We start from the raw sequence: 25,786 nt of genomic DNA, 5'->3' as shown, positions 1-25,786 counted from the left end.
GCGTTCGCCCGGTGATGATCTCTTGCGTGCGAGAGGACCTGGACCGGCGCCTCCGGCGGCTCCGGGCCTCCGGGGACCCCGGCGAGCTCATCGACCTGGGCTGCGACCTGGCCGAGGCCGGCCGGCAGCGCGACGCGGAGCTGTGCTTCCGACGTGCCGCCGAGCTCGGCGACCCGGTCGGGTCGTTCAACCTGGGCAACGCGCTGGCCGCCCAGGGCCGCTGCGAGGACGCGGTCGAGGCGTACCAGGCCGCGCTCGCCGCCGGTGAGTCCGACGCCTGGCGCAACCTCGGGCTGGTGCTCGAGGAGCTGGGCGACCTCGCCGGCGCCATGCGCGCCTACCGCGGCGCAGGGGAGTCCGGCGACGCCACCGGCTGGCTGGGCCTGGCCTTCCTGCTGCGCGAGCAGGGGGAGCGCGAGGAGGCCCTCGCCGCCGCGGAGCGGGGTGCCGCGCTCGGCGATCCCGTCGCCGCCGCCGTCGTCGCGAGCTGGCGCTGGGCGACCACCTTCGACCCGGCGCTCGAGGCGGATCTGAGGGCCGGCGCCAAGCACTATCCCTCGGCCCGGGCCGACCTCGGCCGGCTGCTGCGCGACACCGGGCGCACCGACGAGGCCCGCGGGGTGCTCGAGCACGGCGCCAAGCTGGGGGAGACCGAGTCCTGGTTGCCCCTGGGCAACCTCTACTGCGACGAGCTCGGCGACGAGGAGGCGGCCGAGGAGGCCTACCGCGCCGGCATCCGCGCCGGCGACGTCTTCTGCCACCACAACCTCGGCCTGCTGCTCGTCGAGCGCGGGGACGTCGACGGCGCGGTCGAGCAGTTCCGCCTGGGTGTGGCCGCCGGTGACGACCTGGCCCTGCGCGCCCTGGAGCAGTTCGAGGAGAGCTGACGGGCTTTCTGTACCGAAAGCCCGGGGACGGCGGCCCGGCGCCGACATGAGCCGTTCACATGCGCGGGGGATGATCCCCGGGTGTCCGAAGCAACCGTCGACGTCGCCGACCTCCGCCACCACAACGGCGACACCTCCGACGACCGCGCCGACGACGCCCCGCTGCGCGACGACATCCGGCTGCTCGGCCGCGTGCTGGGCGAGGTGATCGGCGAGCAGGCCGGCCAGGACGTCCTCGCGCTGGTGGAGGCGACCCGCGTCGAGGCGTTCCGCATCCGCCGCTCCGAGGTGGAGCGCGACGAGCTGGCCGCGCGGCTGGACGGCCTGGACATCCGCTCGGCCAACCACGTCATCCGCGCCTTCAGCCACTTCTCCCTGCTGGCCAACCTGGCCGAGGACATCCACCACGAGCGGCGCCGCCGGTTCCACCGCCGCGAGGGCTCGCCGCCGCAGCAGGGCAGCCTGGCCGCCACCTTCGGCCTGCTCGACCGCGCCGACCTCGACGCCGACACGGTGGCCCGCGAGCTCGCCGGGGCGCTGGTCTGCCCGGTGGTCACCGCCCACCCGACCGAGGTCCGGCGCAAGACCATCTCCCAGGTGCAGCGGCAGGTCGCCGACCTGATCCGGGCGCGCGATCGCGCGGCCCTCGGCGAGGCCGACGACGAGTGGTCGGCGAAGCTGTGGCGCGCGGTCCTCACGCTCTGGCAGACGGCGCTGCTGCGGCTCTCGCGGCTGCGGCTGGCCGACGAGATCGACGAGGCGCTGCGCTACTACGAGCTCTCGCTGTTCGAGGTCATCCCCGCGATCAACGCGGAGCTCCGGCGCGCGCTCACCGAGCGCTGGCCCGACGCCGGCCTGTTCCGGCGGCCGATGCTGCTGCCCGGCTCCTGGATCGGCGGGGACCGCGACGGTAACCCCTACGTCACCGCCGACGCCCTCCGCACCGCCACCACCCGCCAGGCCGAGACGGCGCTGCGCTTCTACCTCGCCGAGACCGAGGCCCTGCGGGTCGAGCTGTCCATGTCCGACCGGCTGGTCACGCCGACGCCCGAGCTGTACCACCTGGCCGAGGCCAGCCGCGACGACTCCCCGTTCCGCGCCGACGAGCCGTACCGGCGGGCGCTGGTCGGCGTGCACGCCCGCGTCGCCGCGACCGCGAAGCGCGCCGTCGGGCACATCCACGGCCCGGAGCCGGACGTCGAGCTGCCGCCCTACGCCGACCCCGCCGAGCTGCGCGCCGACCTCGACACCGTCGACACCTCGCTGCGCAGCCACGGCGCCGGCGCGCTGGCCGACGACCGGCTGGCCCGGCTGCGCGAGGCGGTCGACGTGTTCGGCTTCCACCTCTGCGGGCTGGACCTGCGGCAGAACGCCGAGGTGCACGAGGAGGTGGTCGCCGAGCTGCTCGCCTGGGCCGGCGTCACGCCCGACTACGCGTCGATGAGCGAGGAGCAGCGGGTCGAGCTGCTCGCCGCCGAGCTGCGGCTGCGCCGTCCGCTGGTCCGCCGCGGCGCGGAGCTGTCGGAGAAGGTGCGCGGGGAGCTCGACGTCCTCGAGGCGGCCGCCGCGCAGGTCGCGCTGCTCGGCCCGCGGGCGATCCCGAACTACGTGATCAGCATGTGCGAGTCGGTCAGCGACGTCCTCGAGGTCGCCGTCCTGCTCAAGGAGGTCGGCCTGCTCGACCCGGACGGCGAGGACGGTCCCACCTGTCCGGTCGGCATCTCGCCGCTGTTCGAGACGATCGAGGACCTGCAGAACGCCGGCGCGACGATGACCGCCGTCCTCGACCAGCCGCTCTACCGCGCCCTGGTCGCCTCCCGCGGCGACGTGCAGGAGGTCATGCTCGGCTACTCCGACAGCAACAAGGACGGCGGCTACCTGGCCGCCAACTGGGCGCTCTACCGCGCCGAGCTGGCGCTGGTCGAGGTCGCCCGCCGCGAGGGCCTCCGGCTGCGGCTGTTCCACGGCCGCGGCGGCACCGTCGGCCGCGGCGGCGGCCCGAGCTACGACGCGATCCGGGCCCAGCCGCCCGGCGCGGTCGCGGGCCAGCTGCGGCTCACCGAGCAGGGCGAGGTCATCGCCGCCAAGTACGGCGAGCCCGACCGCGCCCGCCGCAACCTCGAGGCCATGGTCGCGGCCACGCTGGAGGCCACGCTGCTCGACATCGAGGGCCTGGGGGACGACGCCGAGGCCACGTACGAGCTGTTCGACGACCTCGCCGCCCGCGCGCAGCAGGCCTACCGGGCGCTCGTGCACGAGACGCCGGGCTTCGTCGAGTGGTTCCGCGCGGCCACGCCGATCGGGGAGCTGTCGGAGCTGAACATCGGCAGCCGGCCGCCGTCGCGCAAGGCCGGCGACAAGATCTCCGACCTGCGCGCGATCCCGTGGGTGTTCAGCTGGTCGCAGGCCCGGATCATGCTGCCCGGCTGGTACGGCACCGGTTCCGCGCTGGAGAGCTATGTCGCCGGGGACGGGGCCCCCGGCGACGGCGCCCGTCTCGCCCGCCTGCAGGAGCTGCACCGCCGCTGGCCGTTCTTCCGGACGGTGCTGTCGAACATGGGCATGGTGCTGGCCAAGACCGACCTGGGGCTCGCCGCCCGCTACGCCGAACTGGTGCCCGACCGCCGGCTGCGGCACCGCGTCTTCGACCAGATCACCGCCGAGCACGAGCGCAGCTGCCGGATGCTCCTCGCGGTCACCGGCGACGACCGGCTGCTCGCCGACAACCCGTCGCTGGCCCGCTCGATCCGCAACCGCTTCCCGTACCTGGAGCCGCTGCACCACCTGCAGGTCGAGATGCTGCGCCGCCGCCGCGGGGGCGACGACGACGAGCTGACCCGCCGCAACATCCAGCTGACCATCAACGGCATCGCCACGGCGCTTCGCAACAGTGGCTGAGCACCGGGTCGCCACCGGCGGTCCGGGGCTGTCCCGCGCGGCGGCGTCCCTCGCGCTGGCCCCGGCGGCGCTGGCCCCGGCGGTGAGCGATCCGGCCTACCGGGTCCTCGTGGGGGACGACGGCTCGGCGGTCCTGCTGCGCCGGCAGTGGACGCCCGAGGGCATCGCGGAGGCGGTGCTGCTGGCCTCCTCGGGGATCGGGCCGGACACCCCCGCGGTGCTCGCGACCGCGGCGGCCTGGGGCTGCGACCGCGTCCGCGACCGGCCGGGCGGCCGCGGGGTCGTGCCGGTGCCGCCGCCCGGGCCGGACGTCCCCGTGGCGCAGCGGTTCCTGCACCTGGCGGCGCTGGCCGCCACCCGCGTCGAGACGGCGGTCGCCCTCGCGCGCGGCGCCGGCGAGGACCGCGTCAAGGCCGACGGCAGCCCGTCGGTCGCCGCCGACGAGGCCGCGCACGTGGCCGCCGCGGAGGTGATCGGTCAGCTGGGCGTGCCGGTGCTCAGCGAGGAGCGCACCGACCGGCGGGTGCCCGAGGGCGCGCCGTGGGCGGTGCTCGACCCGCTCGACGGCACCGGCAACTTCCTGGCCGGGCTGCCGCCGTGGGCGTTCTCCGCCGGTCTGGTGCAGGACGGGCGGCCCCTGGCCGGCGTGGTGGTCGACCTGTCCTCGGGCCGGCGCTGGTGGGCCGACGGCGAGGGCGCCTGGCGCGACGGGCTGCCGGTGCGCCCGCGCGCCGGGAGCACCGTCGTCGTCCCGTCCGCGCCCAGCGGGAACGCGGTCACCGTGCCGGCGAGTGCGCGCCGGGTGCGGGTGACCGGCTGCACCGCGGTCGAGCTCTGCCTGGTCGCCGACGGCTCGGCCGCGGCCTGGCACGACCTGGACCGCAGCGGCGCGCACGTGCACGACGTCGCCGGCGGCCTGGCCCTGCTCGCGGCGGCCGGCGGGGTCGCGCTCACCCCGGACGGCGACCAGGTCCGATTGCGCCCGGACACCGAGGGGCTGATCCGGTTCGTCGCCGCGGACACCCGCGAGACCGCCGAGGAACTGCTCCGCGCGTTCGCCTGACCTGCGGAGTCGGGGGCGATCCCCTTGACAGCCGGCGGCCTCCACCCCGTCAATGGGTCCCCCTTGGTTCCCGACGCGGGCCTCGCGACTCCGCCGACCGGGCCCGCCCGCGCTCCGAGGCGGCGCACTCTCGAGCGGCATGCCGCCGGTTCGCCGACGCGAGAGAGAAGGCGACGCCGTGGACCCTCGCACCTCCGCCGGGCACTCCCCGAACGCCCCCGGACCCAGCAGCGACGAGGCCCGCCTGCATCAGCTGGGCTACGCCCAGGAACTGCGCCGGCACATGTCCGGCTTCTCCAACTTCGCGGTGTCGTTCACGATCATCTCGATCCTGTCCGGCTGCCTGACCCTCTACGGCTTCGGGATGAACACCGGTGGCCCGGCGGTCATCGTCTGGGGCTGGCCGATCGTCGGGATCATGGTCATCATCGTCGGGCTGGCCATGGCCGAGGTCTGCTCCAGCTATCCGACGGCCGGCGGCCTCTACTACTGGGCGGCCAAGCTCGCCCGGAACAACCCCGGCGCCTGGTCCTGGTTCACCGGCTGGTTCAACTTCCTCGGCCAGGTCGCGGTCACCGCCGGCATCGACTTCGGCGCGGCGTTCTTCCTCAACGCCTTCCTCGACCTGCAGTTCGGCTTCGACACCCGCCCCTGGCACACGATCCTGCTCTTCGGCCTGATCCTGCTGGTGCACGGCCTGCTGAACACCTTCGGTGTCAGGCTCGTCGCGCTGCTCAACGACATCAGCGTGTGGTGGCACATCCTCGGCGTGCTGATCATCGTCGGTGTGCTGGCGTTCGTGCCGGACAACCACCAGTCGGCGGACTTCGTGTTCACCGGGTTCGTCAACAACACCGGCTGGGGCTCGACCGTGTACGTGGCCCTGATCGGCCTGCTGCTCGCGCAGTACACCTTCACCGGCTACGACGCCTCGGCGCACATGACCGAGGAGACCCGGTCGGCCGACGTCGCCGGCCCGCGCGGGATCGTCATGTCGATCGTCGTCTCGCTGATCGCCGGCTGGGTGCTGCTCATCGGCGTCACCTTCGCCATCCAGAACTACCAGAACGCGCTGGACGCGCCGGACACCGGCGTCCCGCCGGCGCAGATCTTCGTCGACGCGGTCGGGCTCACGACGGCGAAGCTCCTGCTGCTGATCGTCATCGGCGCGCAGTTGTTCTGCGGCATGTCGTCGGTGACGGCGAACTCGCGGATGATCTACGCCTTCTCGCGGGACGGCGCGCTGCCGGCGTCGGCCTTCTGGCACCGGATCAACGCCCGGACCCGCACGCCCACCAACGCCATCTGGCTCGCGGCCGGCGGCGCCTTCGTCCTCGGCCTGCCGTACCTGTGGAACGTCACGGCGTACGCAGCGGTGACCTCCATCGCGGTCATCGGGCTCTACATCGCCTACGTCATCCCGACGTTCCTGCGGCTGCGTGCGGGCGAGGACTTCCAGCGCGGCCCCTGGCACCTCGGGCGCTGGAGCCGGCCCGTCGGCATCATCGCGGTGGTCTGGGTCGCCTTCATCACCGTGCTGTTCATGCTGCCGCAGGTCAGCCCGGTCGACGCGACCACCTTCAACTACACGCCGGTCGCCGTCCTGGTGGTGCTCGGCTTCGCCGGGATCTGGTGGCTGGTCTCGGCGCGGAAGTGGTTCAACGGTCCGAAGGTCCAGGGCACCGAGGAGGAGCTGGCCGAGGTCGAGCGGGACATCGAGCTGGCGGAGGAGACCGCGTGACCCTGACGGCCGAGGAGCTCGCCCGGCTCGTCGATGACGGCGAGGTCGACACCGTCGTCCTCGCCGTCCCCGACATGCAGGGCCGGCTGCAGGGGAAGCGGTTCCACGCCCGGTTCTTCCTCGACGAGGTCCTCGCCCACGGCACCGAGGCCTGCAACTACCTGCTCGCCGTCGACGTCGACATGAACACCGTCGAGGGGTTCGCGATCTCGTCGTGGGAGCAGGGCTACGGGGACTTCGCCGTCCGCCCGGACCTCGCCACGCTGCGCCGGGTGCCGTGGCTACCCGGGACGGCGATGCTGCTCGGCGACCTGGAGTGGCTGGACGGCGCCCCGGTCGCACCCTCGCCGCGGCAGGTCCTGCGCCGGCAGCTGGCCCGCCTCGCCGAGCACGGGTGGACGGCGATGGCCGGCACCGAGCTTGAGTTCATCGTCTTCCGGGACAGCTTCGAGCAGGCCTGGGACCGCGGCTACCGGGACCTCACCCCGGCCAACCAGTACAACGTCGACTACTCGCTGCTCGGCACGGCGCGGGTGGAGCCGCTGCTGCGCGCGATCCGCAACGGCATGGCCGGGGCCGGGATGACGGTCGAGTCGGCCAAGGGGGAGTGCAACCTCGGCCAGCACGAGATCGCCTTCCGCTTCCGCGACGCGCTCGGCACCGCCGACAACCACGTCGTCTACAAGAACGGCGCCAAGGAGATCGCCGCGCAGTCCGGGATGAGCCTGACCTTCATGGCCAAGTTCAACGAGCGCGAGGGCAACTCCTGCCACCTGCACGTCAGCCTGCGCGACGGGGACGACCGGCCGGTGTTCGCGGGGATGAGGCCGCACGGCTTCTCGCCGGTGTTCGAGCACTTCCTCGCCGGCCAGCTGGCCTGCCAGCAGGAGCTGACCCTGCTCATGGCGCCCAACGTGAACTCCTACAAGCGGTTCGCGCTGGGCAGCTTCGCGCCGACCGCGATCGCCTGGGGCTTCGACAACCGCACCTGCGCGCTGCGGGTGATCGGGCACGGGTCGTCGCTGCGGGTGGAGAACCGGGTGCCCGGCGGCGACGTCAACCCCTACCTGGCGCTGGCCGCGGTGGTGGCCGCCGGGCTGCACGGCATCGAGAACGACCTGCCGCTCGAGGCGGCGTTCCCCGGCAACGCCTACGACTCCGACAAGCCGCGGGTGCCGGCCACCCTGCGCGATGCGGCCGACCTGTTCGAGAAGAGCGGGGTGGCGCGGACGGCGTTCGGGGACGATGTCGTCGACCACTACACCAACGCTGCCCGCGTCGAGCTCGCCGCCTACGAGGCCGCGGTGACCGACTGGGAGAGATTCCGGGGATTCGAGCGCCTGTGACTGCTTTCGACGTCGTCAATCCCGCCACCGAGGAGATCGTCACCACCGTCGAGGAGACCTCGCTCGAGCAGGCCGACGCCGCGATCGAGCGGGCGGCGCGCGCGTTCCCCGCCTGGCGGGCGGTGGCGCCGGGCGACCGCGGCCGGCTGCTGCGCCGCTTCGCCGAACTGGTCGACGACCACCTCGAGGAGCTCGCCCGGCTCGAGGTGGCCAACTCCGGCCACACCATCGGCAACGCCCGCTGGGAGGCCGGCAACGTCCGCGACGTCCTGACCTACTACTCGGCGGCGCCGGAGCGGGCGGCCGGCCGGCAGATCCCGGTGCCCGGCGGGGTCGACGTCACCTTCGCCGAGCCCCTCGGCGTCGTCGGGATCATCGTGCCGTGGAACTTCCCCATGCCGATCGCCGGCTGGGGGTTCGCACCCGCGCTGGCCGCCGGGAACACCGTCGTCCTCAAGCCCGCCGAGCTCACCCCGCTCACCGCGATCCGGCTGGCCGAGCTGGCCCGGGAGGCCGGCCTTCCGGACGGCGTCTTCCAGGTGCTTCCGGGCAAGGGCTCGGTGGTGGGCTGGCGGTTCGTCACGCACCCTGCGGTGCGCAAGGTGTGCTTCACCGGCTCCACCGAGGTCGGCAAGCGGATCATGGCCGGCTGCGCCGAGCAGGTGAAGCGCGTGACGCTGGAGCTCGGCGGCAAGAGCGCGAACATCGTGTTCGCCGACGCCGACCTGGCGAAGGCGGCCGCCGCGGCGCCGTACGCGGTCTTCGACAACGCCGGGCAGGACTGCTGCGCCCGGTCCCGGATCCTCGTGCAGCGCTCGGTGGTCGACGACTTCCTCGGCCGGCTCGAGGGCGCGGTCACCGGCCTGAAGGTGGCCGACCCGCGGTCCGAGGACAGCGAGATGGGCCCGCTGATCAGCGCCGGCCAGCGCGACCGGGTCGCCGCCTACGTGCCGGACGACGCCCCGGTCGCCTTCCGCGGCAGCGCGCCGGACGGACCCGGCTTCTGGTTCCCGCCGACCGTGCTCGCGCCGGTCGACCCCGCCTCGCCGGCCTGGCGCGAGGAGATCTTCGGCCCGGTCGTCGCCGTCGTCCCGTTCGACGACGAGGCCGAGGCGATCCGGCTGGCCAACGACACCGAGTACGGGCTGTCCGGCTCGATCTGGACGGAGAACCTCGGGCGGGCGTTCCGCGTGGCCCGGGCGGTGGAGGCCGGCAACCTCTCGGTGAACTCGAACTCGTCGGTGCGGTACTGGACGCCGTTCGGCGGGATGAAACAGTCCGGGCTGGGCCGGGAGCTGGGGCCGGACGCGCTCGACTCGTTCACCGACGTGAAGAACGTCTTCCTCGCAACTGAGTGAAGCGACTGGACCGAGAGGCAGGACAGGTGGCAGGTCGGCTCGAGGGCAAGGTCGCGGTCATCACCGGCGCGGCCAGCGGCATCGGCCGGGCCAGCGCCCGCCGGTTCGCCGCGGAGGGGGCGCACGTCGTCGTCGCCGACCTGGACAAGGACGGCGGCACGTCCCTGGCCGAGGAGATCGACGGGCTCTTCGTGCGGGCCGACGTCACCGACGCCGGCGACGTCCAGGGCATGTACGCCGCCGCGATCGACCGGTTCGGCGGGCTGGACGTCTGCTTCAACAACGCCGGCATCTCCCCGCCAGACGACGACTCGATCCTGGAGACCGAGCTGGACGCCTGGCGGCGGGTGCAGGAGGTGAACCTGACCTCGGTGTACCTGTGCTGCAAGTACGGCATCCCGCACCTGCTGGAACGGGGCGGGGGAGCGGTGGTGAACACGGCGTCGTTCGTCGCGGTCATGGGCGCGGCCACCAGCCAGATCTCCTACACCGCCTCGAAGGGCGGGGTGCTGGCGATGAGCCGCGAGCTCGGCGTGCAGTTCGCCCGGCAGGGCGTCCGGGTCAACGCGCTGTGCCCCGGCCCGGTGAACACCCCGCTGCTGCGGGAGCTGTTCGCGAGCGACCCGGAGCGCGCCGCGCGCCGGCTGGTGCACGTGCCGATGGGCCGGTTCGCCGAGTCCGAGGAGATCGCCGCGGCGGCGGCCTTCCTGGCCTCCGACGACGCCTCGTTCATCACCGCCTCGACCTTCCTGGTGGACGGCGGCATCTCGGGCGCCTACGTCACCCCGCTGTGACCCGTCGTCCGGTCGTCGGCGTCACCACCTACCAGGAGACGGCCCGGTGGGGCGTCTGGAACTGCCCCGCCGTCCTGCTCCCGGCCGACTACGTGCGGCAGGTGTCCGCCGCCGGCGGCATCCCGGTGCTCCTGCCGCCGCTGCCCGGCGACGCGGAGGTGCTCGACCGGCTCGACGCGCTCGTGCTGGCCGGGGGCGCGGACGTCGACCCGGCCCGCTACGGCGCCACCCGCGCGGCGCGCACCGGCCCGGCCCAGCCGCACCGCGACGACGCCGAGCTGGCGCTGCTGGCCGGTGCGCTGGAGCGCGACCTCCCGGTGCTCGGCGTCTGCCGCGGGCTGCAGCTGCTGGCCGTCGCGTGCGGCGGCGCACTGGTGCAGCACCTGCCCGACGTCGTCGGCACCGACGTGCACGTGCCGTCGCCGGGCGTCTACGGCGACAACCACGTGCGGATCGCGCCGGGCAGCCGGCTCGCCGGGCTGATCGGCACCGAGGCCACCTGGGCCTGCCACCACCACCAGGCCGTCGAGCGGCTCGGCGCCGGACTCACGGCCGTGGCCTGGGCGGACGACGGCACCGTCGAGGCCGCCGAGCTCGACGGCGCCCGGTTCGTCATCGGCGTGCAGGGCCACCCGGAGGTGGGCGACGACCGGCGGCTGTTCGCGGGTCTGGTGGCCGCCGCCGGGGCGGGCCACGATCAGCTCAGCTGATCCCAGCCCTTCCTGGATCACGGTGGGACGTGAGCCAGGACGTCGCACGGTGGGTCAGGACGGCGACTACCTCGGGCGGGCGGCTGCCTCCCGGACCGCGGCCAGCAGCGACTCGCGCTCGTGCAGCGTCGTCCGGGCCCGGCCGCGGGTCGCCCCCAGCGCGATCTCGGCGGCGTCGATCGCCCGCCAGTCCTCGAGCAGCACCGGCTCCGCGCCGCGGTCGATCAGCGTCTGCACCAGGTCGTCGACCGGCCCGCCCACTCGCAGCGTGCCGTCGGCGGCGTCGGCCAGCAGGTGGGCGACCGTCTCGCGGGCGTCGTGCTTGTTGGTGCCGACGACGCCGGTCGGCCCGCGCTTGATCCAGCCGGCGACGTACTCGCCGGCCGACGGCGCGCCGTCGCGGTGCACCCGTCCCTCCACGTTGGGCACGGTGCCGGAGCGCTCGTCGAGGGGCAGGCCCGGCAGCGGGATGCCGCGGTAGCCGACCGAGCGGATGACGAGGTCGGCGGGCAGCACCTCGGTCTCGCCGGTGCCGACCGCCCGCCCGTCGCCGTCCACCGCGGTCCGCTCGATCTCGATCGCCTCCACCCGGTCGGTGCCGAGCAGGCGGGCGGGCCGGCTGAAGAACCGCAGCCGCAGCGGGATCCGGCCGGGCTCGAGGGTGTGGCCGGCCCACTCCCGCAGCACCGCGAGGTTGCGGCTGACCACCCGGTCGGCCTGCGCGCGCTCCTCCGCGTCGGGGTCGAGCTCGAGGTCCTTCGGCTCCACCAGCACGGTGGCGCCGGCGAGCCCGTCGAGCTCGCGCAGCTCCTGGGTGGTGAACGCCGCCTGCGCGGGGCCGCGGCGGCCGAGGATCGTCACCTCCTGGACCGGCGAGGCGGCCAGCGCGTCCAGCACGTGCTGCGGCATCTCGGTGGGCTCGAGCTCCTCACCGGTGCGGGCCATCACCCGCGCGACGTCCAGCGCGACGTTGCCGACCCCGATGACGACGACGGAGCGGGCGTGCCGCACCGCGTCCTCGACCAGCGCCCGGTCGGCGTCCGGGTGCCCGCAGTACCAGGCGACCAGGTCGGTGGCGGCCAGGCTGCCGGGCAGGTGCTCGCCCTCGATGCCGAGCCGCCGGTCCAGCGCCGAGCCGTAGGTGTAGATCACCGCGTCGACGTGCCGGCGCAGCTCGTCCAGGGTGAGGTCGCGGCCGATCTCGACGTTGCCGACGAACCGCACGCGCGGGTGGTCGAGGAACCGGTGCAGCGTCTCGCGGATCGCCCGCATCTTCGGGTGGTCGGGCGCGATGCCGTGCCGGACCAGGCCGAACGGGGTGGGCAGCCGGTCGACCAGGTCGACCGCGACCGGGACGTCGTCCTGCCGGGTCAGGGCGTCGGCGGCGTAGATGCCCGCCGGGCCGGCGCCGATGACCGCGACCCGCAGCGGTCGGTCGGCGGAGGGAGCGGGTCCGGCGCTGTCGTTCGTCACGCCTGGCATCCTGACCCGGCGCGGTGGGTGTGCACCAGGCCACCCCTCGCCCCGTCCACCTTCGGAGGATCCCCGTGCCGGTCGTCGTCGTCGCCACCATCACCCCCAAGCCCGGCGAGGAGGACGCCGTCCGCGAGGCCCTGCTCAGCGCGATCCCGCAGGTGCACGAGGAACCCGGCTGCGAGCTCTACGCGCTGCACGAGGGGGACGGCGAGTTCTGGATGGTGGAGCGCTGGGAGAGCCCCGAGGCGCTGCGGGCGCACGGCTCGGCCCCGGCGCTCACCGGGCTCGGCGCGGCCCTGGCCGGCAAGGTGCAGGGGCCGCCGGTCGTCCGGCGGCTGACCGCGGTGCCGGCCGGGGACGGGCGGAAGGGGGCGCTGTAGCCGTCAGCCGCAGGAGACGTTGCGGTCGACGCCGCCGCTGACGTACTGGGTGAGGGTGACCCGGCCCCCGGCGGTCAGCGGCGCCTTGCGGCAGTTCGCCGACGCCCCGGAGGCCGTGCTCGCCCCGGGCAGCCAGCTGTCGAGCTCGTAGAGGTTGCTCTCGGCCGGCACCGTGCCGGCGATCTCCCGCCACTGCGCCGGGACGGCGTAGAGGCCGACCACCGCGCCGCGGGCATTCAGGTAGGCGGCCATGCCCTCGAGCGCGGCCCGGTTGCGGGTCTGGGCGGCGGTGGAGCCCGACTGCCAGGTGTTGGCGTCCTCCACGTCGAGCCACCACGTGTACCGGGCGGGGTCGTCGTCCACCCCCGCGTCCTGCGCGGCCGGGACGAAGAACGAGGTCACCGAGGTGCGGGCCCGCTCCCAGCCGTACTGCCACGAGCAGGCGGTCGTGTTGCGGCCGTCGCAGGCGCCGTACGGGGTGCTGCCCGACGAGGGCCAGGTGGTCACCTCGTCGCGCACCTGGCCGGGGTTGGCGGTGTTCACGTAGACCTGCGCGGGCGGCTGCCCGTCGACCTCGCCCGAGGAGCGCCAGGCCCAGCGCAGCTGGGTGGCCAGGCAGGTGTTGGCGGTGGTGGCCAGGCCGCCGTTGACCCCGACGATCCCGAAGTCCTGGCCGGTGGGCAGCGGCTCGCCGCACTGGGGGTGGGACACGTCGTGGCCCCCGGTCGACGGCGCGGCGGAGGCGCTCGTCGCGGGGAGGCCGAGGACCAGGGCCACGGCGGTTGCGCCCGAGACGAGCAGTGCCCGCAGCGCACGTCTCATCGATCCGGAAGGTACACGGATCAGGTCCGTCCGCGGCCGGTTCGAAGGCCTCGGTGCCCTCCTTTGGGGGGCGCGTCAGGCGGCGGGTCGGACGGCTGGTCAGACGGCCTGGCACACGGGGCACCAGTAGAGGTTGCGGCCCACCATGACCTCCGTGCGGACCTCGGTGCCGCAGATCCGGCAGGGCAGCCCGGTGCGCCGGTAGACGTAGTGGGCGTCGGCCGGGTCCACCGCGCCCCGCCGACGCGCGCGGTCCGCCGGCAGCGTGGTCACGATCCGCCCGAGCCGGACGCCGGCCCGCATGAGGGCCACCAGGTCGGTCCACATCCGCGCCCAGAGGTCGGCGTCGACGGCGCGGCCGGGCCGGAACGGGGAGACCCGGTGCCGGAACAGCAGCTCCGCCCGGTACACGTTGCCGACGCCCGCGAGCACCGACTGGTCCATGAGCAGCGCCCCGAGGGCGGTGCGGCTGGCCGCGATGCGGCGGAACGCGGCGCCGCCGTCCGCCCCGCGCCGCAGCGGGTCCGGGCCCAGCCGGGCCAGGATGCCGGCGACCTCCGGCCGGGGCAGCACCTCGCACACCGTGGCCCCGCGCAGGTCGGTCCAGACGCCGGCGCCGTCCGGCCCGTCGGCCACCCACCGCATGCGCAGGGCGCCACGGGCCGGCGGCGGGACGCCGGCGCCGGTGGTGAACGACCCGTACAGGCCGAGGTGCACGTGCAGCACGTCGCCGCCGAAGTGGCCGAACAGGTGCTTGCCGTGCGCGGTCGCGCGGTCGAGCACCCGGCCGTCGAGCAGCGCCGCGCCGGCGGCGAACCGGCCCTGCGGGCTGGTCACGTGGACGGGGCGGCCGGCGAACAGCGCGGTCTGCTCGCGGGCCAGTCGGTGCAGCGTGTGTCCCTCAGGCACGGGCACGCACCCGCTCGTAGCGCGCCAGCGCGACCTCGCGCTCGGCGGCGTGCTCGACGATGGGCGGCGGGTAACCCACCGGGACGCCGTCCGGGGCACGCCAGGGCTCGTGGATCCAGCGTGCCGGGACGTCGCGCAGCTCCGGCACCCATCGGCGGACGTACGCGCCGTCGGGGTCGAACTGCTGGCCCTGGCGCACCGGGTTGAACACCCGGTGGTACGGCGAGGCGTCGGTGCCCGTGCCGGCGACCCACTGCCAGCCGTGGTTGTTGCTGGCCAGGTCGCCGTCGACCAGGTGCCGGAGGAAGTGCCGGGCGCCGCGCCACCAGTCGACGTGCAGGTCCTTGGTGAGGAACGACGCGACGATCATCCGCACCCGGTTGTGCACCCACGCCTCGCCGAGCAGCTGCCGCATGCCGGCGTCGACGATCGGGTAGCCGGTGCGCCCCTGCGCCCAGGCGTCGAAGCGGGCGTCGGCGTCCGGGCCGGTGTCGTACTCGAGCCGGGCCATCCGGCGGTCGAAGGACTCGTGGGCGGTCTCGGGCCGGTGCCACAGGACGTCGGCGTAGAAGTCCCGCCAGGCCAGCTCGTCGGTGAACCGGCGGACGTGCGCGCGCGGCACGTCGTCGGCGCCGGCGAGGTCGGCCAGCAGCGTGCGCGGGTGCACGCAGCCGTACTTGAGGTAGACCGACAGGCGGCTCGTGCCGTCGACGCCGGGGCGGTCGCGGGTGTCGTCGTAGCCGGCCAGCCGCTCGTCGCGGAAGCGCCGCCAGGCGGCCCGGGCAGCGGCCTCACCGGCCGGGGGGAGCCGGACGCCGTCGAGGTGCTGGGCAGGCGGCAGGTCCTCGGAGGCGGCGCCGCGGTGCCACGCGACGGCGCGCGGGTGCGCGGCCGGGGTGCGCCATCCGTGCGCGCGCCAGGCGCGAGCGAAGGGGGAGAAGACCCGGTACGGCGTGCCGTCGTCCTTGGTCAGCCGGCCAGGGGTCACCGCGTACGGCGACCCGGTGCGGACGAGCGGCACGTCGCCGAGCGCCCGCTCGACCGCCGCGTCCCGGCGGCGCCCGTAGGGCCCGGCGTCCGCGCTGACGTGCACGCTGTCGGCGCCCGCCTGCGCCGCGAGCCGGGGCACGACGTCCACCGGGTCACCGGACCGGACGACGAGCGCGCCGTCCAGCGACGAGCACAGGTCGGCGAGGCAGTCGCGGAGGAACTGCCGGCGCGGCCGTCCGGCCGGCTCCCACAGCCGCGGGTCGACGACGAACAGCGGGAGCACCGTGCCGTCCGGTCCGGCGGCGTCGCGGGCCGCGAGCAGCGCGGGGTGGTCGGAGAGCCGCAGGTCGCGGCGGAACCACAGCAGCGACGTCGGCACCTGCGCCAGATTAGGTGGCGCACAACCGGCGCGCAGGTCAGCGGGTGGCGGGCTCCAGGCCGAAGTGCGGCCGGTCCTCCGCGGCGACGAGATCGACCTCCTCGGGGTGGCGCTGGATGTAGTGCCGGATGAAGGAGCAGTAGGGGAGCACGTGCAGCCCGCGCTCACGCGCCGCCGAGAGCACGCCGGCCACCAGCGCCGTGCCGATTCCCCGGCCCCCCACGCCGGGGTCGACCTCCGTGTGCGGCAGTGTCATGGTGCCGTTCTCGACGTGGTAGCTCGCCAGGCCGACCACGCGGTCGCCGAGCCGGATCTCGAAGCGTCCCCGCTCGGGGACGTCGACCACAGTCGTCTCCATCGTCCTTCGTCCACCTTCCGTCGCCCGGCGCCGTTGTCGGGACGCGACGTGTGCCCGAGCACGGTAACCCGGACACGCTCGCCGGCCCTGTTGTTCAAGACCGACGTGTCAGGTGTCGGGACTGTTCCCCGCCGGCGGCGAAGTCAACCGTCCGTGGCTGCGCACCCACCGGTTGTGTATCCGGGCGGTTGCGTTCCGTCAGGATCGCAACGGCAGCCAGCGCAGGACGTCCTGGATGGCGGCGTCCCACAACCCCCACTCGTGCTCGCCGGGGCGGAAGTCGTCGGTCACGTCGAAGCCGAGGGCGCGGGCGGCGTCGCGGAAGCGCTCGTTGTGCGCGAGCAGCCGGTCCCCGGTGCCGCAGCCGACGTAGAGCCGCGGCGCCTCCGCCGGGTCGACGGTCTCCAGCAGGTGGAACAGGTCGTCGTCCGTGCCCTCGATCGGCCGCCCGCCGAAGATCGTGTGCCAGAGCTTCTCCCGGTCGGGCTCGTGCTCCAGCCGTTCGAGCCCGACGACGTCGACGGCGCCGGACAGGGTGGCCGCGGCGGCGAACCGGCCGGGGTGCCGCAGCGCCCACTTCACCGCGCCGTAGCCGCCCATCGACAGGCCGGCGACGAAGGTGTCCTCGCGCCGGTCGGAGAGAGGGAAGAAGGAGCGGGCGAGGGCCGGCAGCTCCTCGGAGAGGAACGTCCAGTAGCGGTTGCCGTGCACCTCGTCGGTGTAGAAGCTGCGGCCGGCCTGGGGCATGACGACGGCCAGGCGAGCGGGGCCGCGTAGCGCTCGATCGACGTCCGCCGCAGCCAGATGGTGTCGTCGTCGGACAGGCCGTGCAGCAGGTAGAGCGTGGGCGCGGCGCCGCGGCCCGCGGCGCCGGTCAGGCCGATCTGGGACGACGTGGCCTGCGGCAGCAGGACCGTCATCGAGGTGGACAGGCCGAGCACGTCGGAGAAGAAGTCGCAGCGGACCAGCGCCATGTCCCCACCGTGGCCGACGACGCGCCGGTGGGCACGTCGACCGACATCGGCGGGCGGGCGCCGCTCAGACGTGCGGCACGAGGCGGGGCAGCCGGTCGGAGGTGCTCACGCCGGTGCGCGCGGAGCCGGGCACCGGGGCCAGGTCGAGCACCATCCGGGTGGGCGCGAAGGCCTCCGCGTAGCCGATGCGGGCGTGCGCCCCCCAGTGCCGGGCGGAGGCGACGACGGCGTCGGGCTCCACCATCGCGGAGTGGTCGACCTGCGAGGCGTGGCAGCGCAGGGCGGCCAGCTTCCCCGACAGGTGGGCGGTGACGTCGACGAACACGCTCGGCGTGAAGGTGAGCGTCGAGGGGCTCTGGTAGTGCAGCACCCGCGGCAGTCGCCGGGCGGCGGCCAGGGTGGCCGCCGCGACCGTGCGGTGGTCCTGATGGCTGTCCTCGGGGGCGTGGACGTAGACCAGGTCGGCGTCGACCTCGCGGAGGACGTCCTCCACGAGGGCGACCGTGCTGCTGTCGTTGGGGATCGCGCAGTCGCGCAGGCCGCCCCAGCGCAGGGTGGCGCCGAGGGTGCGGGCGGCCGAGATCTGCTCGGTCCGGCGGCCGATGACCTGGCCGGCGTCGCCCGGGCCGTTCTCGCCGCCGGTCACGACCAGCATGGTGACGCGGTCACCGGCGGCGACGTGCGCCAGCAGGGTGGCCCCGCAGCCGAGTTCGATGTCGTCGGGGTGCGCCCCGACCGCCAGCACGCTACGCATTCCCGTCCTCCGGATCCGAGGTGGTCTTCCCGCCGCTCAGTTGGCGCCGGGCGCGCCGGATGAGCAGCGCGCCCACGGCGGCGGCACCGACCAGCGCGAACGCGGCGGCGGTGTCGTTGCCCTCCGCGGGCATCGTGGTCTCGGCCGGGCACTCCGGCGCGCGACCGGGGGCGATGTACAGGGACGTCCCGTCCAGCGTCCAGAACGCGCCCAGGGCCGTGATCGACAGGCTCGCCACGCCGTGGTGGACACCGGGAGAGAACACGGTCGGCGGGTCGTCCTGCGAGAGCAGCACGGAGTTGTCCGAGCCGAGCGGGAGGGTCACGGTGTTCTTGTACGTGCTCGAGTAGCCGATCACCGCGGTGTAGGTCCAGGAGCTCTCCCGCTCGATGCAGTCGACCAGCGGCGTGACCTGGCCCGCCGGCTCCGGGGTCGCGGTCTGGCCGGAGCAGCTGGGTGAGCTCGAGGCGCTGATCCACAGGGTCGTGTCGTCCAGCGTCCAGGCGACGCTGCCCGAGCTCACGGTGAGGGAGAAGACGCGGCTCTGCGTCCCCGACCTGAACCGCGTCGGCTGGTCGCCGTCGTACCGGCTGGGCGAGATGCGGTTGCGGTAACCGAGGTCGATGCTCTCGGTGCTCGTGCCGGTGTTCCGGTAGCCCAGCCAGGCGGTGTAGCCGCCGCGGCCGTCGGGCGTGACGCAGTTCAGCACCGGCAGGACGTCGCCGCCCGCGGCGGCCGCGACGCCGGGGGTGACGACGGTCGCCGCCGCCACGACGGCGAGCGCCAGCGCCGCGTGCCGGGCGAGTCGCCCGAGCACCCGTGCGTTGCTCCGTCTGCCGTCCACCTGCGTCCTCGGGTTCCGCGGGCCTACTTGCTGTCGCGGTCCCATCGGCACACGGCGGCCGGGCCTGGAGACCCGCGCGGGCGGCAGCTCACCCGGAAGGGTCAGGACAGGGCGGCCAGGCCCGGCTCGAGCGCGGCCAGGGCCAGTGCCGCCGCCGCGGGGAAGGACTCGACCACCGTGTCCGCGCGCGGGTCGTCCGGTGCGGTCGCGTACTCGCCCTGCCGGACCCGGATCGAGCCGGCGCCGACGGCGGCGGCCACCGCGACGTCCTTGCCGGGACGGTCCCCGATCACCAGCAGCCGGCCGGCGGGGACGCCGAGCCGCTCGGCGACGGCGAGCAGGCCGGCGGGATGGGGCTTGCGCAGCGCCCGGCCGCCCAGCGCGTCGGTGACGACGACGACCGGGAGCAGGTCGCCCAGCCCCGTCGCGGCCAGCTTCGCCGCCTGGATCGACGGGTTGCCGTCGGTCAGGCAGGCGAGCGGTGCCGCGGCGGCCAGGGACTCCAGCGCCGTGCGGACGCCGGGATACAGCGGCAGGTGCCGGGGCCGGTGCCCGGTGAACGCGGCCACCAGGCCGGGCACGAGACCGGGCAGGGCGGCGTCGGGCACCCCGGCGGCGAGCAGGGCGCGGTCGATGGTGCCGCCGGTGTCGGAGCCGGCCGCCAGCTCGGCGGTCAGCGCGGTGTGCACGGCCGCGCCGTCCAGGCCCGCCGCGGCCGCCGCGTGCGCCACCGCGGCGGTGGCCCCGGCGAGGTAGTCCGCCTGCGGGTAGAGCGTGTCGTCGAGGTCGACGACCACCCCGAGCGGCGGGGCGGTCACCACGGCAGCCGCCCGTCGGTGAAGTCGGGCTCGGGCAGGGCCAGCAGTGCGTCGGTGCCCGGGTCGCTCAGGACGGCGGCGATGCGTGACCCGGTCGTGCCGTCGCCGTACGGGCACGGCGTCGCCGCCGCGCGGGCCTGCGCCGCGGCGCTCGTGTGGGCGGTGGCCGCGGCGAGGACCGCGGCCGCCGCGCCGTCGTCGGCGAGGCCGGCCAGCGTCGTCGTCCCGGCCTCGACCCCCTCCCAGCGCGGGGTGGAGCCGCGCAGGACGACGACGGGGACGCCGAGGTAGGCGGCCTCCTCCTGGATGCCGCCCGAGTCGGTGACGGCCAGCCGGGAGCCGGCGAGGGTGGTGAGCAGCGTGTCATAGTCGGCCGGTCCGGTCAGCGTGACGCCGGGATGCCCGCCCAGGGCGTCGGTGAGGCCGGCCGCTGCGAGGCGGGCGGCCGTCCGCGGGTGCACGGGGAAGGTGACCGGACCGATCCGGTCGGCCAGCTGCTGCACCACGGCCACCAGGCGGGCCAGCCGCACGGGGTCGTCCACGTTGGTCGGCCGGTGCGCGGTGACCAGGACGCCGGCCCGGTCGGGCACCGGCGCCGGCCGGACGCCGCGGGCGACGAGGGTGTCGATCACCGGGTTGCCGACTACGAACACGCGGTTCGCGGGCACGCCCTCGGCGGCGAGGAAGGCGGCGGCGCGGTCGGTGGGGGCGAAGTGCAGCTGGGCCACCGCCGCGGCGACGCGCCGGTTCACCTCCTCGACGCTGCGCGCGTTGAAGCTGCGCAACCCGGCCTCCACGTGGGCGAACGGCACGCCTGCGGCCCGGGCGGCGAGGGCGTACGCCGGCACCGTGTTGGTGTCGCCGAGCGCCAGTACCAGGTCGGGGGTGAACTTCTGCACCGCGGTCGCGGCGTCGGCGTGCAGCGCACCCACCCGGGCCGCGGGCTCCGGCGGCAGGGCGAAGCGGTGCGACACCGCCAGCCCGAGCGCCTCCTGCAGCGAGGAGCTCAGCGCCGGGTCGGTGTGCTGGCCGGTGTCGACCACGGTGACCTCGTGCCCGGCCGCGGCCACGGCCGCGACCACCGGGGCCAGCTTGACCACCTCCGGGCGGGTGCCGAAGGGCACCAGCACGTGCCGGGTGCGGGTCATGCGCGCACCGCCGCCCGCGTGCACGGGTCGGCCACCGGGGCGCCGTCCTCGCTCGAGTACGTCTCGGCGAAGTAGCGGCTCATCCGCACCCCCGGGCGGAACGACAGCTCGGGCAGCCGGGCGAGGGGTTCGCGGACCCCGGCCAGGTAGGTGGCGACGACGTCGGCGCCGGCCGCGAGGGTCAGCGGCAGGCCGCCGGAGAACCGGGGGTTGATCTCGACGACGGTCGCGGTGCCGTCGTCGGCGACGAAGCCCTGCACGTTGGCCGGTCCGGTGAGGCCCACCGCGGCCAGGGCGGCGGCCGCGACGGCGACCACGGCGGGCGACTCGAACGTCGTCCCCTTGACCGAGATGCCGGCCTTCGTCTCGTCGCGCCAGCGGGGAACGGCGGCGAGCAGCCGGCCGTCGTGGGCGACGAGCGCGTCGGCGGTGAACTCCCGCCCCGCCAGCCGGTGCTGGACGATCAGGGAGGGGTCGGCTGCCAGCGCGCGGGCGACGGCCGCCGCGTCGTCCAGTGCCTGGACGCCCCGGCTGCCGCGGCCGGAGCGCGGCTTGACGATCCAGGGCCCGGGCACCGCGGCGGCGCCGGCCGGGTCCTGCGCCGTCGCGGGGGAGGGGACGCCGGCGGTGCGCAGGCGGGCGGCGAACGCGGCCTTGTCGCAGCACAGGTCGACCGCCGGCAGGTCCGGCAGCCAGGTCGCCACGCCGGCGGCGGCGAGCCGGTCCGCGCCCGCGGTCAGGGCGGGCAGCTCCTCGGCCACGGTCGCCATCAGCGCGTCGGCGCCGTGCACGGCGGCGGCGAGCAGGAGGGCGTCCAGGAAGTCGGCCGAGTCGGCGCGGGGGACGACGAGGCCGACGTCCGCGAGCGCGAGACCGGCCGCGGCCGGGTCGGCGTCGACGGCGACGACCCGCTCGCCGAGGGCGAGCAGCCGGCGCACCACCGCGATCCCGGCGGGGCCGCCGGCGCCGGTGACCAGGACGGCGGGCCGGCCGGGCCGGGTGGAGGGCAGCGGCGCCGGGGGAAGAGGCGGCGACAGGGTCATCGGGGGTCCTCGGATCTCGGACGGGTGGGGACGGAGGGGTCGGTCGGCACGGGACCGGCCGCGACCGCCGCGGCGAGCGCGGCGAAGCGCCGGGCGAGGTCCTCGGGCGGGTCGGCCGCCGGCGCCGGCCGGTGGAACAGCCAGCCGCGGGCCCACAGGCGCAGCGCGGAGACCCGGTCGTTGACGACGGGCTCCCACTGACGGGCGGCGACCGCCTCGGCCAGGGCGTCGAGGACCCGCGGCTCCTGCTCGTACGTGGCGACCGCGAGCAGCGTCGCGGTGTGCACGCCCAGCCCGGCACCGGCCAGCGCCCGCACCCGGGTCACCCGCTCCACGGCGGGCAGGTGGCCGATCCGGTAGTCGATCCGGCCGGCCTCGCGGCGGGCGCCCAGCCGGCGGGAGACCCACCGGGGCAGCAGGTAGCGGTGCACCAGGCCGGTCAGCGTGCGGCGCCGGCGACCGGGGGAGACGTCGTCCAGCTCGGGCAGCCGGTAGCCCAGGCCGGGCCGGGCCCAGCTGCTCGGGCGGCGGGCGGTGTGGTGGCCGGCGACGTCCTGCTCGGCGCGCTCGGCCGCCGGCAGCGTGAGGCAGACCATGAGCAGGAAGCCGGCCAGGGTGGAGGCGAACGTCCAGATCGTCCCGGCCCAGTCGTGGAAGAGGACCAGCGCGCCGTGCCCCCACCAGAGGCCGGCGAGCGTGGAGACGGTCAGCCGGAGGTCGTTGAGGACGACGACGCCGACGACCGCGGCGGCGAGGCCCGCGAGCGCGTGCAGCCGGCGGCTGCGCAGCACGGTGAGGGTGAGCGCGGTCAGGCCGAACACCGACAGCACGGCCGAGCAGGAGGCGGTGACCTCGGCGTTGAGCAGCTCGCCGTCCGCCCGGAAGATCAGGATCCGGCCGGGCAGCGCGTCGGACACCTGGTCGACGCCGGCGAGGCGCAGCGCGCCGACGACCCACCGCGCCTCGTTCTCCTGGAACCACGGGGCGGTCAGCGTGTAGCCGGCGACGCAGACGGCCGCGGCCGCGATCAGCTCCACGAGCACCGACAGCCGCCGCCGGCCGCCCCCGGTGCCCCACGGCAGCCGCCGTCCCCGCCGGTGCCGGCCGCTCACCGGGCGCCTGCCGACTGCGTCGCGGCCGGGACGACCGTCGAGGTGGAACCCGAGCGGGTGGTCTTCACCCAGGTATAGGGCCGGCCCAGCATCCCGTCCAGGTAGGCGCGGGTGGTGACCCAGATCGACAGCGCGAAGGCGGGCAGGAACCCGAGCAGGGACCAGGCCGCCCGGCGCTCCACCCGGCCGACGAGCAGGCCGACCGACAGCTCGGCGAGCGGGCCGACGAACAGCAGCATGGACAGCGGCAGCAGCCCGACGATCGGGCGGTCCCCGATGTCGAAGGCCCGCAGCACGCTCAGCAGCACGCCGACGCCGGTGAGGACGGGGACGTGGTAGCCGAGCAGGAACATCAGCGACTCGCCCTTCTCGACCAGCGAGAGGTGCGGCGAGCGCAGGATCGGCTTCCAGTAGTCACGGAAGCACTTCTGGTGCCCCCGGGCCCAGCGGTAGCGCTGCTTCCAGAACCGCTGCGCGCTGATGACCGCTTCCTCGTAGTCGACGGCGGAGACGTCGTAGCGCACCCGCTGACCGCGCAGCAGCACCCGGAGCGTGAGGTCGGTGTCCTCGGTGACCGTCTGCGGGTTCCACCCGCCCAGCGCCCGCAGCGTGGACATGCGCACCGCGCAGTTGGCGCCGCCGTACGCGGGCAGCTCGAACATGGCCTGCCGGCCGTACTCGTTGACCAGGTAGCCGGAGAGGAAGTCCACGAAGACCGTCGTGGCCATGGTGGATTCCTCGCCGTTGCGGATGATGCAGCGGCCCATCACGGCGCCGACCTGCGGATCGCGGAAGTGCCGCACCAGGCGGCGCAGCACGTACGGGTCCGGCTCGTGGTCGGCGTCGAAGACGAGGACGATCTCGGCGTCCACGCCGGCGAGGGCGTCGTTCAGCGCGCCCGACTTCCCGCCGCCCGCGCCGGGCCGGCGGTGCAGGACCCGCAGCCGCGGGTCGGCCGCCGCCCGGCGGTCCAGGATCTCGCCGGTGCGGTCGTCGGAGCCGTCGTCGACCACGACGATCGTGAGCTTGTCCGCGGGGTAGTCCAGCGCCAGCAGCGCCGTCACCATCCCGTCGACGACGAGCTCCTCGTTCTTGCAGCCCACGAAGACCGCGACGGGCGGCGCGTAGCCGGTCAGGTCGACGTCGGCGGCCAGCAGGTCCGACCCGGCCCAGCGCGCGGCGCAGACGGCGAAGGCGAGGTGGCGGAAGAAGTACAGCGCGAAGACGACGTTGAGCGCGCCGGCCAGGAAGCCGAGGACCGGGTCCACGCCGAACGCCAGGAAGCAGCCGCCGAGGGCGGCCGCGTACCCGAGCAGCGCGAGCCGGTGACCGTCGGGGCGGTCCCCGTGGCCGGATGCCACATCCGGCGCCGGCATCACGGGGAGACCGCGAGCAGCCTCGGCATCGCCGTCCCACCTCCCCGCCGTCGCGCGCGGTGGCGCAGCGGTCCTGCGTCACCTGACCGGGTGATCGGCAGGAAGGCGGTCGAGCTGAAGAGGAGGCGGCGACGAGTTGTCCCCGTGGTGCCCCCGGCAGGATTCGAACCTGCGGCCTACCGCTTAGGAGGCGGTTGCTCTATCCCCTGAGCTACGAGGGCGTCGGCGGGTGGGACCCGACGCCGGACGCCGCAGAGGTTAGCCGGTCGCCGTTGCCCGACCGCGGCGCCGTCCTCCCCGGAAGAGGTCCGGGCGAACTACCGTCGGCGGCGTGCTGGTGCAGCTGGCGCTCGTCGCGCTGGTCATCGGCCTGCTCGGGCTCGGGATCTGGGCGGCCTGGCGGGTGCTGCAGCCCGGCGTCCTCGGCGGCCAGACCCCGCGGCTGCCGGCCCGGGACCGGGCGTGGCTGGCCGACGAGATCGCCCGCGCCCGCTGGGCGGCCGCCCACGACGAGGTCGACGGCACGACCCGGATCCTGCTGCGCCGCAGCTACACCGGCCTCGACGGGCGTCCCGCCGTCCTGGAGGAGCGGGTGTTCGACACGTTCCCGGCGACCGACCCCGCCTGGGAGGCGCGGTTCACCGAGGCGATGTCGAACGCGCGGTTCCGGTGCTCCTACCTCAACGCCGAGGAGTCACGCTGACCGCCGGGTCGCCACGGGCGTGACGCCGGCGGGCGTCTGGACGGCACGGGCGGCGGCCTCCTGGACCAGCCGCACGATCGTCCGGGGCCGGTCGGACTGCGGGGCGTGGCCGGCGGCGAGCAGCGGACGGAACCGCGACCCCGGGATCAGCGGGAGGTAGCGGACGGTCTGCCCGGAGGCGACCCAGTCCGCCGCGCCCTGCACGAGCGTGACCGGGCAGTCGATGCGGTCCAGGCCGCGCGGGACGTCGAGCATCAGCCCGTAGAAGAGGGTGCGCCAGTAGTCACGCGTGTCGGCGAAGCCCTCGCGCGCGCCGATCGCCTCCTCGCGGCTGGTGCTCCAGGGCCGTGCCTTCAGCGGCGCGAGCAGCGCCATCCGGCCGAGCGCCGACCGGGACAGCGGCTGGATCAGCGGGGCGGCCGTCCGCATCACGACGCGGGCCAGCGCCATGCCGCCGCCCTGGTAGACGCGCTCCGGCGGGACGTTGAGGCCGGACGGCGCGATCGCCACAACCGAGCGCGCGCGGCCGCGCACCGCGAGTTCGAGGGCGATGCGAGCGCCGAGCGAGTTGCCCAGCACGTGCACGGTGCCGACGTTCTCCGCGTCGAGGGTGCGCTCGACCGCGTCCGCGAGCGCGGCGACCGTGGGCCGCTCGTCGAGGTGCCGCGAGTGCCCGGACCCGGGCAGGTCCATCGCGAGGACGTCGAAGTGCTGCCGGAGCAGGGGGACGACGGCGGCGAAGTCGCGGCGGGAGCTGCCCATGCCGTGCAGGAGCAGCAGGGGCTGGCCGGAGCCGGAGCGGTCGACGTACAGGGGCGCGGGGAGGGCAAGAACAGACATTGCTCTCGTGACTACCCCGCCGCCGTCCTGCCGAGCGGTGAGCTTGCCCACTCCCTGCCAGGG

24 protein-coding genes and 1 tRNA gene are annotated in these 25,786 nt (G+C 75.1%); 10 read left to right on the top strand and 15 right to left on the bottom strand.

The window, feature by feature from the left end:
* Positions 1-26 precede the first annotated feature (26 nt).
* From ACWIYF_RS24985 to ACWIYF_RS24950, 8 genes are all read left to right on the top strand, one after another.
* A complete protein-coding gene (locus tag ACWIYF_RS24985; RefSeq protein WP_448625520.1) occupies positions 27-887 on the top strand; it encodes a tetratricopeptide repeat protein in 861 nt (286 codons plus the stop codon).
* Between the two features lie 81 nt (positions 888-968).
* On the top strand, positions 969-3,785 hold the full coding sequence (gene ppc / locus ACWIYF_RS24980) for a phosphoenolpyruvate carboxylase (RefSeq protein WP_448625519.1): 2,817 nt from the start codon (positions 969-971) through the stop codon (positions 3,783-3,785).
* Positions 3,778-4,848, top strand: coding sequence for an inositol monophosphatase family protein (locus tag ACWIYF_RS24975; RefSeq protein ID WP_448625518.1), 1,071 nt, complete (start codon positions 3,778-3,780; stop codon positions 4,846-4,848). Before ppc ends, ACWIYF_RS24975 begins: the two co-directional genes overlap by 8 nt.
* A gap of 178 nt (positions 4,849-5,026) precedes the next feature.
* The gene (locus tag ACWIYF_RS24970) at positions 5,027-6,589 is read left to right on the top strand and encodes an amino acid permease (RefSeq protein ID WP_448625517.1); all 1,563 of its coding nucleotides are present in this window, start codon (positions 5,027-5,029) and stop codon (positions 6,587-6,589) included.
* Entirely contained in the window at positions 6,586-7,935 is a 1,350-nt protein-coding gene (locus ACWIYF_RS24965; protein ID WP_448625516.1) for a glutamine synthetase family protein, read from the top strand. The genes ACWIYF_RS24970 and ACWIYF_RS24965 overlap by 4 nt, the downstream gene beginning before the upstream one ends.
* The gene (locus tag ACWIYF_RS24960) at positions 7,932-9,293 is read left to right on the top strand and encodes an aldehyde dehydrogenase family protein (RefSeq protein WP_448625515.1); all 1,362 of its coding nucleotides are present in this window, start codon (positions 7,932-7,934) and stop codon (positions 9,291-9,293) included. The genes ACWIYF_RS24965 and ACWIYF_RS24960 overlap by 4 nt, the downstream gene beginning before the upstream one ends.
* Before the next feature lie 26 nt (positions 9,294-9,319).
* Positions 9,320-10,087 (top strand): 3-oxoacyl-ACP reductase, encoded by a 768-nt coding sequence (locus ACWIYF_RS24955; protein WP_448625514.1) that lies wholly within the window; start codon positions 9,320-9,322, stop codon positions 10,085-10,087.
* Positions 10,084-10,797 carry a gamma-glutamyl-gamma-aminobutyrate hydrolase family protein gene (locus ACWIYF_RS24950; protein ID WP_448625513.1) on the top strand — a complete coding sequence of 238 codons (714 nt, stop codon included), beginning with the start codon at positions 10,084-10,086 and terminating at the stop codon, positions 10,795-10,797. The genes ACWIYF_RS24955 and ACWIYF_RS24950 overlap by 4 nt, the downstream gene beginning before the upstream one ends.
* Positions 10,798-10,863: 66 nt before the next feature.
* Here the strand turns inward: ACWIYF_RS24950 and ACWIYF_RS24945 are convergent, their stop codons facing one another.
* Positions 10,864-12,270, bottom strand: coding sequence for an FAD-dependent oxidoreductase (locus ACWIYF_RS24945; protein ID WP_448625512.1), 1,407 nt, complete (start codon positions 12,268-12,270; stop codon positions 10,864-10,866).
* A gap of 74 nt (positions 12,271-12,344) precedes the next feature.
* Here ACWIYF_RS24945 and ACWIYF_RS24940 point away from each other — a divergent pair, with 74 nt between their 5' ends.
* Entirely contained in the window at positions 12,345-12,653 is a 309-nt protein-coding gene (locus ACWIYF_RS24940; RefSeq protein ID WP_448625511.1) for a putative quinol monooxygenase, read from the top strand.
* A 3-nt stretch (positions 12,654-12,656) separates the two neighbouring features.
* Here ACWIYF_RS24940 and ACWIYF_RS24935 read toward each other — a convergent pair whose 3' ends face one another.
* The 13 genes from ACWIYF_RS24935 to ACWIYF_RS24875 all read right to left on the bottom strand — a co-directional run bounded on the left by ACWIYF_RS24935 (position 12,657) and on the right by ACWIYF_RS24875 (position 24,401).
* Complete coding sequence (locus ACWIYF_RS24935; RefSeq protein ID WP_448625510.1) at positions 12,657-13,475, bottom strand: hypothetical protein; 819 nt, start codon at positions 13,473-13,475, stop codon at positions 12,657-12,659.
* A gap of 99 nt (positions 13,476-13,574) precedes the next feature.
* The gene (locus tag ACWIYF_RS24930; protein WP_448625509.1) at positions 13,575-14,384 is read right to left on the bottom strand and encodes an Fpg/Nei family DNA glycosylase; all 810 of its coding nucleotides are present in this window, start codon (positions 14,382-14,384) and stop codon (positions 13,575-13,577) included.
* Positions 14,377-15,753 carry a cryptochrome/photolyase family protein gene (locus ACWIYF_RS24925; protein ID WP_448625508.1) on the bottom strand — a complete coding sequence of 459 codons (1,377 nt, stop codon included), beginning with the start codon at positions 15,751-15,753 and terminating at the stop codon, positions 14,377-14,379. Before ACWIYF_RS24925 ends, ACWIYF_RS24930 begins: the two co-directional genes overlap by 8 nt.
* Positions 15,754-15,790: 37 nt before the next feature.
* On the bottom strand, positions 15,791-16,111 hold the full coding sequence (locus tag ACWIYF_RS24920; protein ID WP_448625507.1) for a GNAT family N-acetyltransferase: 321 nt from the start codon (positions 16,109-16,111) through the stop codon (positions 15,791-15,793).
* A 198-nt stretch (positions 16,112-16,309) separates the two neighbouring features.
* On the bottom strand, positions 16,310-16,858 hold the full coding sequence (locus ACWIYF_RS24915) for an alpha/beta hydrolase (protein WP_448625506.1): 549 nt from the start codon (positions 16,856-16,858) through the stop codon (positions 16,310-16,312).
* Positions 16,859-17,149: 291 nt separating this feature from the next.
* Positions 17,150-17,839, bottom strand: a complete 690-nt coding sequence (locus ACWIYF_RS24910; protein WP_448625505.1) for a PIG-L deacetylase family protein — start codon at positions 17,837-17,839, stop codon at positions 17,150-17,152.
* Positions 17,832-18,683 carry a hypothetical protein gene (locus ACWIYF_RS24905; protein ID WP_448625504.1) on the bottom strand — a complete coding sequence of 284 codons (852 nt, stop codon included), beginning with the start codon at positions 18,681-18,683 and terminating at the stop codon, positions 17,832-17,834. The genes ACWIYF_RS24910 and ACWIYF_RS24905 overlap by 8 nt, the downstream gene beginning before the upstream one ends.
* Positions 18,684-18,784: 101 nt before the next feature.
* Positions 18,785-19,501, bottom strand: a complete 717-nt coding sequence (locus tag ACWIYF_RS24900) for an HAD family hydrolase (protein ID WP_448625503.1) — start codon at positions 19,499-19,501, stop codon at positions 18,785-18,787.
* Positions 19,498-20,649 (bottom strand): non-hydrolyzing UDP-N-acetylglucosamine 2-epimerase, encoded by a 1,152-nt coding sequence (gene wecB / locus ACWIYF_RS24895; RefSeq protein WP_448625502.1) that lies wholly within the window; start codon positions 20,647-20,649, stop codon positions 19,498-19,500. Before wecB ends, ACWIYF_RS24900 begins: the two co-directional genes overlap by 4 nt.
* Positions 20,646-21,692 carry an ATP-grasp domain-containing protein gene (locus tag ACWIYF_RS24890; protein WP_448625501.1) on the bottom strand — a complete coding sequence of 349 codons (1,047 nt, stop codon included), beginning with the start codon at positions 21,690-21,692 and terminating at the stop codon, positions 20,646-20,648. The genes wecB and ACWIYF_RS24890 overlap by 4 nt, the downstream gene beginning before the upstream one ends.
* Positions 21,689-22,804: an exosortase/archaeosortase family protein gene (locus tag ACWIYF_RS24885; protein ID WP_448625500.1), complete on the bottom strand. Its 1,116-nt coding sequence runs from the start codon at positions 22,802-22,804 to the stop codon at positions 21,689-21,691. Before ACWIYF_RS24885 ends, ACWIYF_RS24890 begins: the two co-directional genes overlap by 4 nt.
* On the bottom strand, positions 22,801-24,180 hold the full coding sequence (locus ACWIYF_RS24880) for a glycosyltransferase (protein WP_448625499.1): 1,380 nt from the start codon (positions 24,178-24,180) through the stop codon (positions 22,801-22,803). Before ACWIYF_RS24880 ends, ACWIYF_RS24885 begins: the two co-directional genes overlap by 4 nt.
* Positions 24,181-24,325: 145 nt before the next feature.
* Positions 24,326-24,401, bottom strand: a tRNA-Arg gene (locus tag ACWIYF_RS24875).
* Positions 24,402-24,511: 110 nt separating this feature from the next.
* On the opposite strand from ACWIYF_RS24875, the gene ACWIYF_RS24870 reads away from it, so the two are divergent.
* Positions 24,512-24,883, top strand: coding sequence for a hypothetical protein (locus ACWIYF_RS24870; protein ID WP_448625498.1), 372 nt, complete (start codon positions 24,512-24,514; stop codon positions 24,881-24,883).
* On the opposite strand, the gene ACWIYF_RS24865 is transcribed toward ACWIYF_RS24870, so the two are convergent.
* Positions 24,875-25,723: an alpha/beta fold hydrolase gene (locus ACWIYF_RS24865; RefSeq protein ID WP_448625497.1), complete on the bottom strand. Its 849-nt coding sequence runs from the start codon at positions 25,721-25,723 to the stop codon at positions 24,875-24,877. The two genes, ACWIYF_RS24870 and ACWIYF_RS24865, sit on opposite strands and share 9 nt — an antisense overlap.
* Between the last annotated feature and the right edge of the window lie 63 nt (positions 25,724-25,786).

The sequence above is a fragment of the Geodermatophilus sp. URMC 64 genome (assembly GCF_053502555.1).
The sequence above is the reverse complement of the archived record's forward strand: the minus strand, read 5'-3'. Positions and strand labels throughout refer to the sequence as shown.

Bases quoted from the DNA above. Each gene is read 5' to 3' on its own strand.
- ACWIYF_RS24915 (WP_448625506.1), bottom strand. From the start codon at position 16,858: ATGCCCCAGGCCGGCCGCAGCTTCTACACCGACGAGGTGCACGGCAAC.
- ACWIYF_RS24890 (WP_448625501.1), bottom strand. From the start codon at position 21,692: ATGACCCTGTCGCCGCCTCTTCCCCCGGCGCCGCTGCCCTCCACCCGG.
- ACWIYF_RS24910 (WP_448625505.1), bottom strand. From the start codon at position 17,839: ATGCGTAGCGTGCTGGCGGTCGGGGCGCACCCCGACGACATCGAACTC.
- ACWIYF_RS24880 (WP_448625499.1), bottom strand. From the start codon at position 24,180: ATGCCGGCGCCGGATGTGGCATCCGGCCACGGGGACCGCCCCGACGGT.
- ACWIYF_RS24935 (WP_448625510.1), bottom strand. From the start codon at position 13,475: ATGAGACGTGCGCTGCGGGCACTGCTCGTCTCGGGCGCAACCGCCGTG.
- ACWIYF_RS24920 (WP_448625507.1), bottom strand. From the start codon at position 16,111: ATGGAGACGACTGTGGTCGACGTCCCCGAGCGGGGACGCTTCGAGATC.
- ACWIYF_RS24865 (WP_448625497.1), bottom strand. From the start codon at position 25,723: ATGTCTGTTCTTGCCCTCCCCGCGCCCCTGTACGTCGACCGCTCCGGC.
- wecB (WP_448625502.1), bottom strand. From the start codon at position 20,649: ATGACCCGCACCCGGCACGTGCTGGTGCCCTTCGGCACCCGCCCGGAG.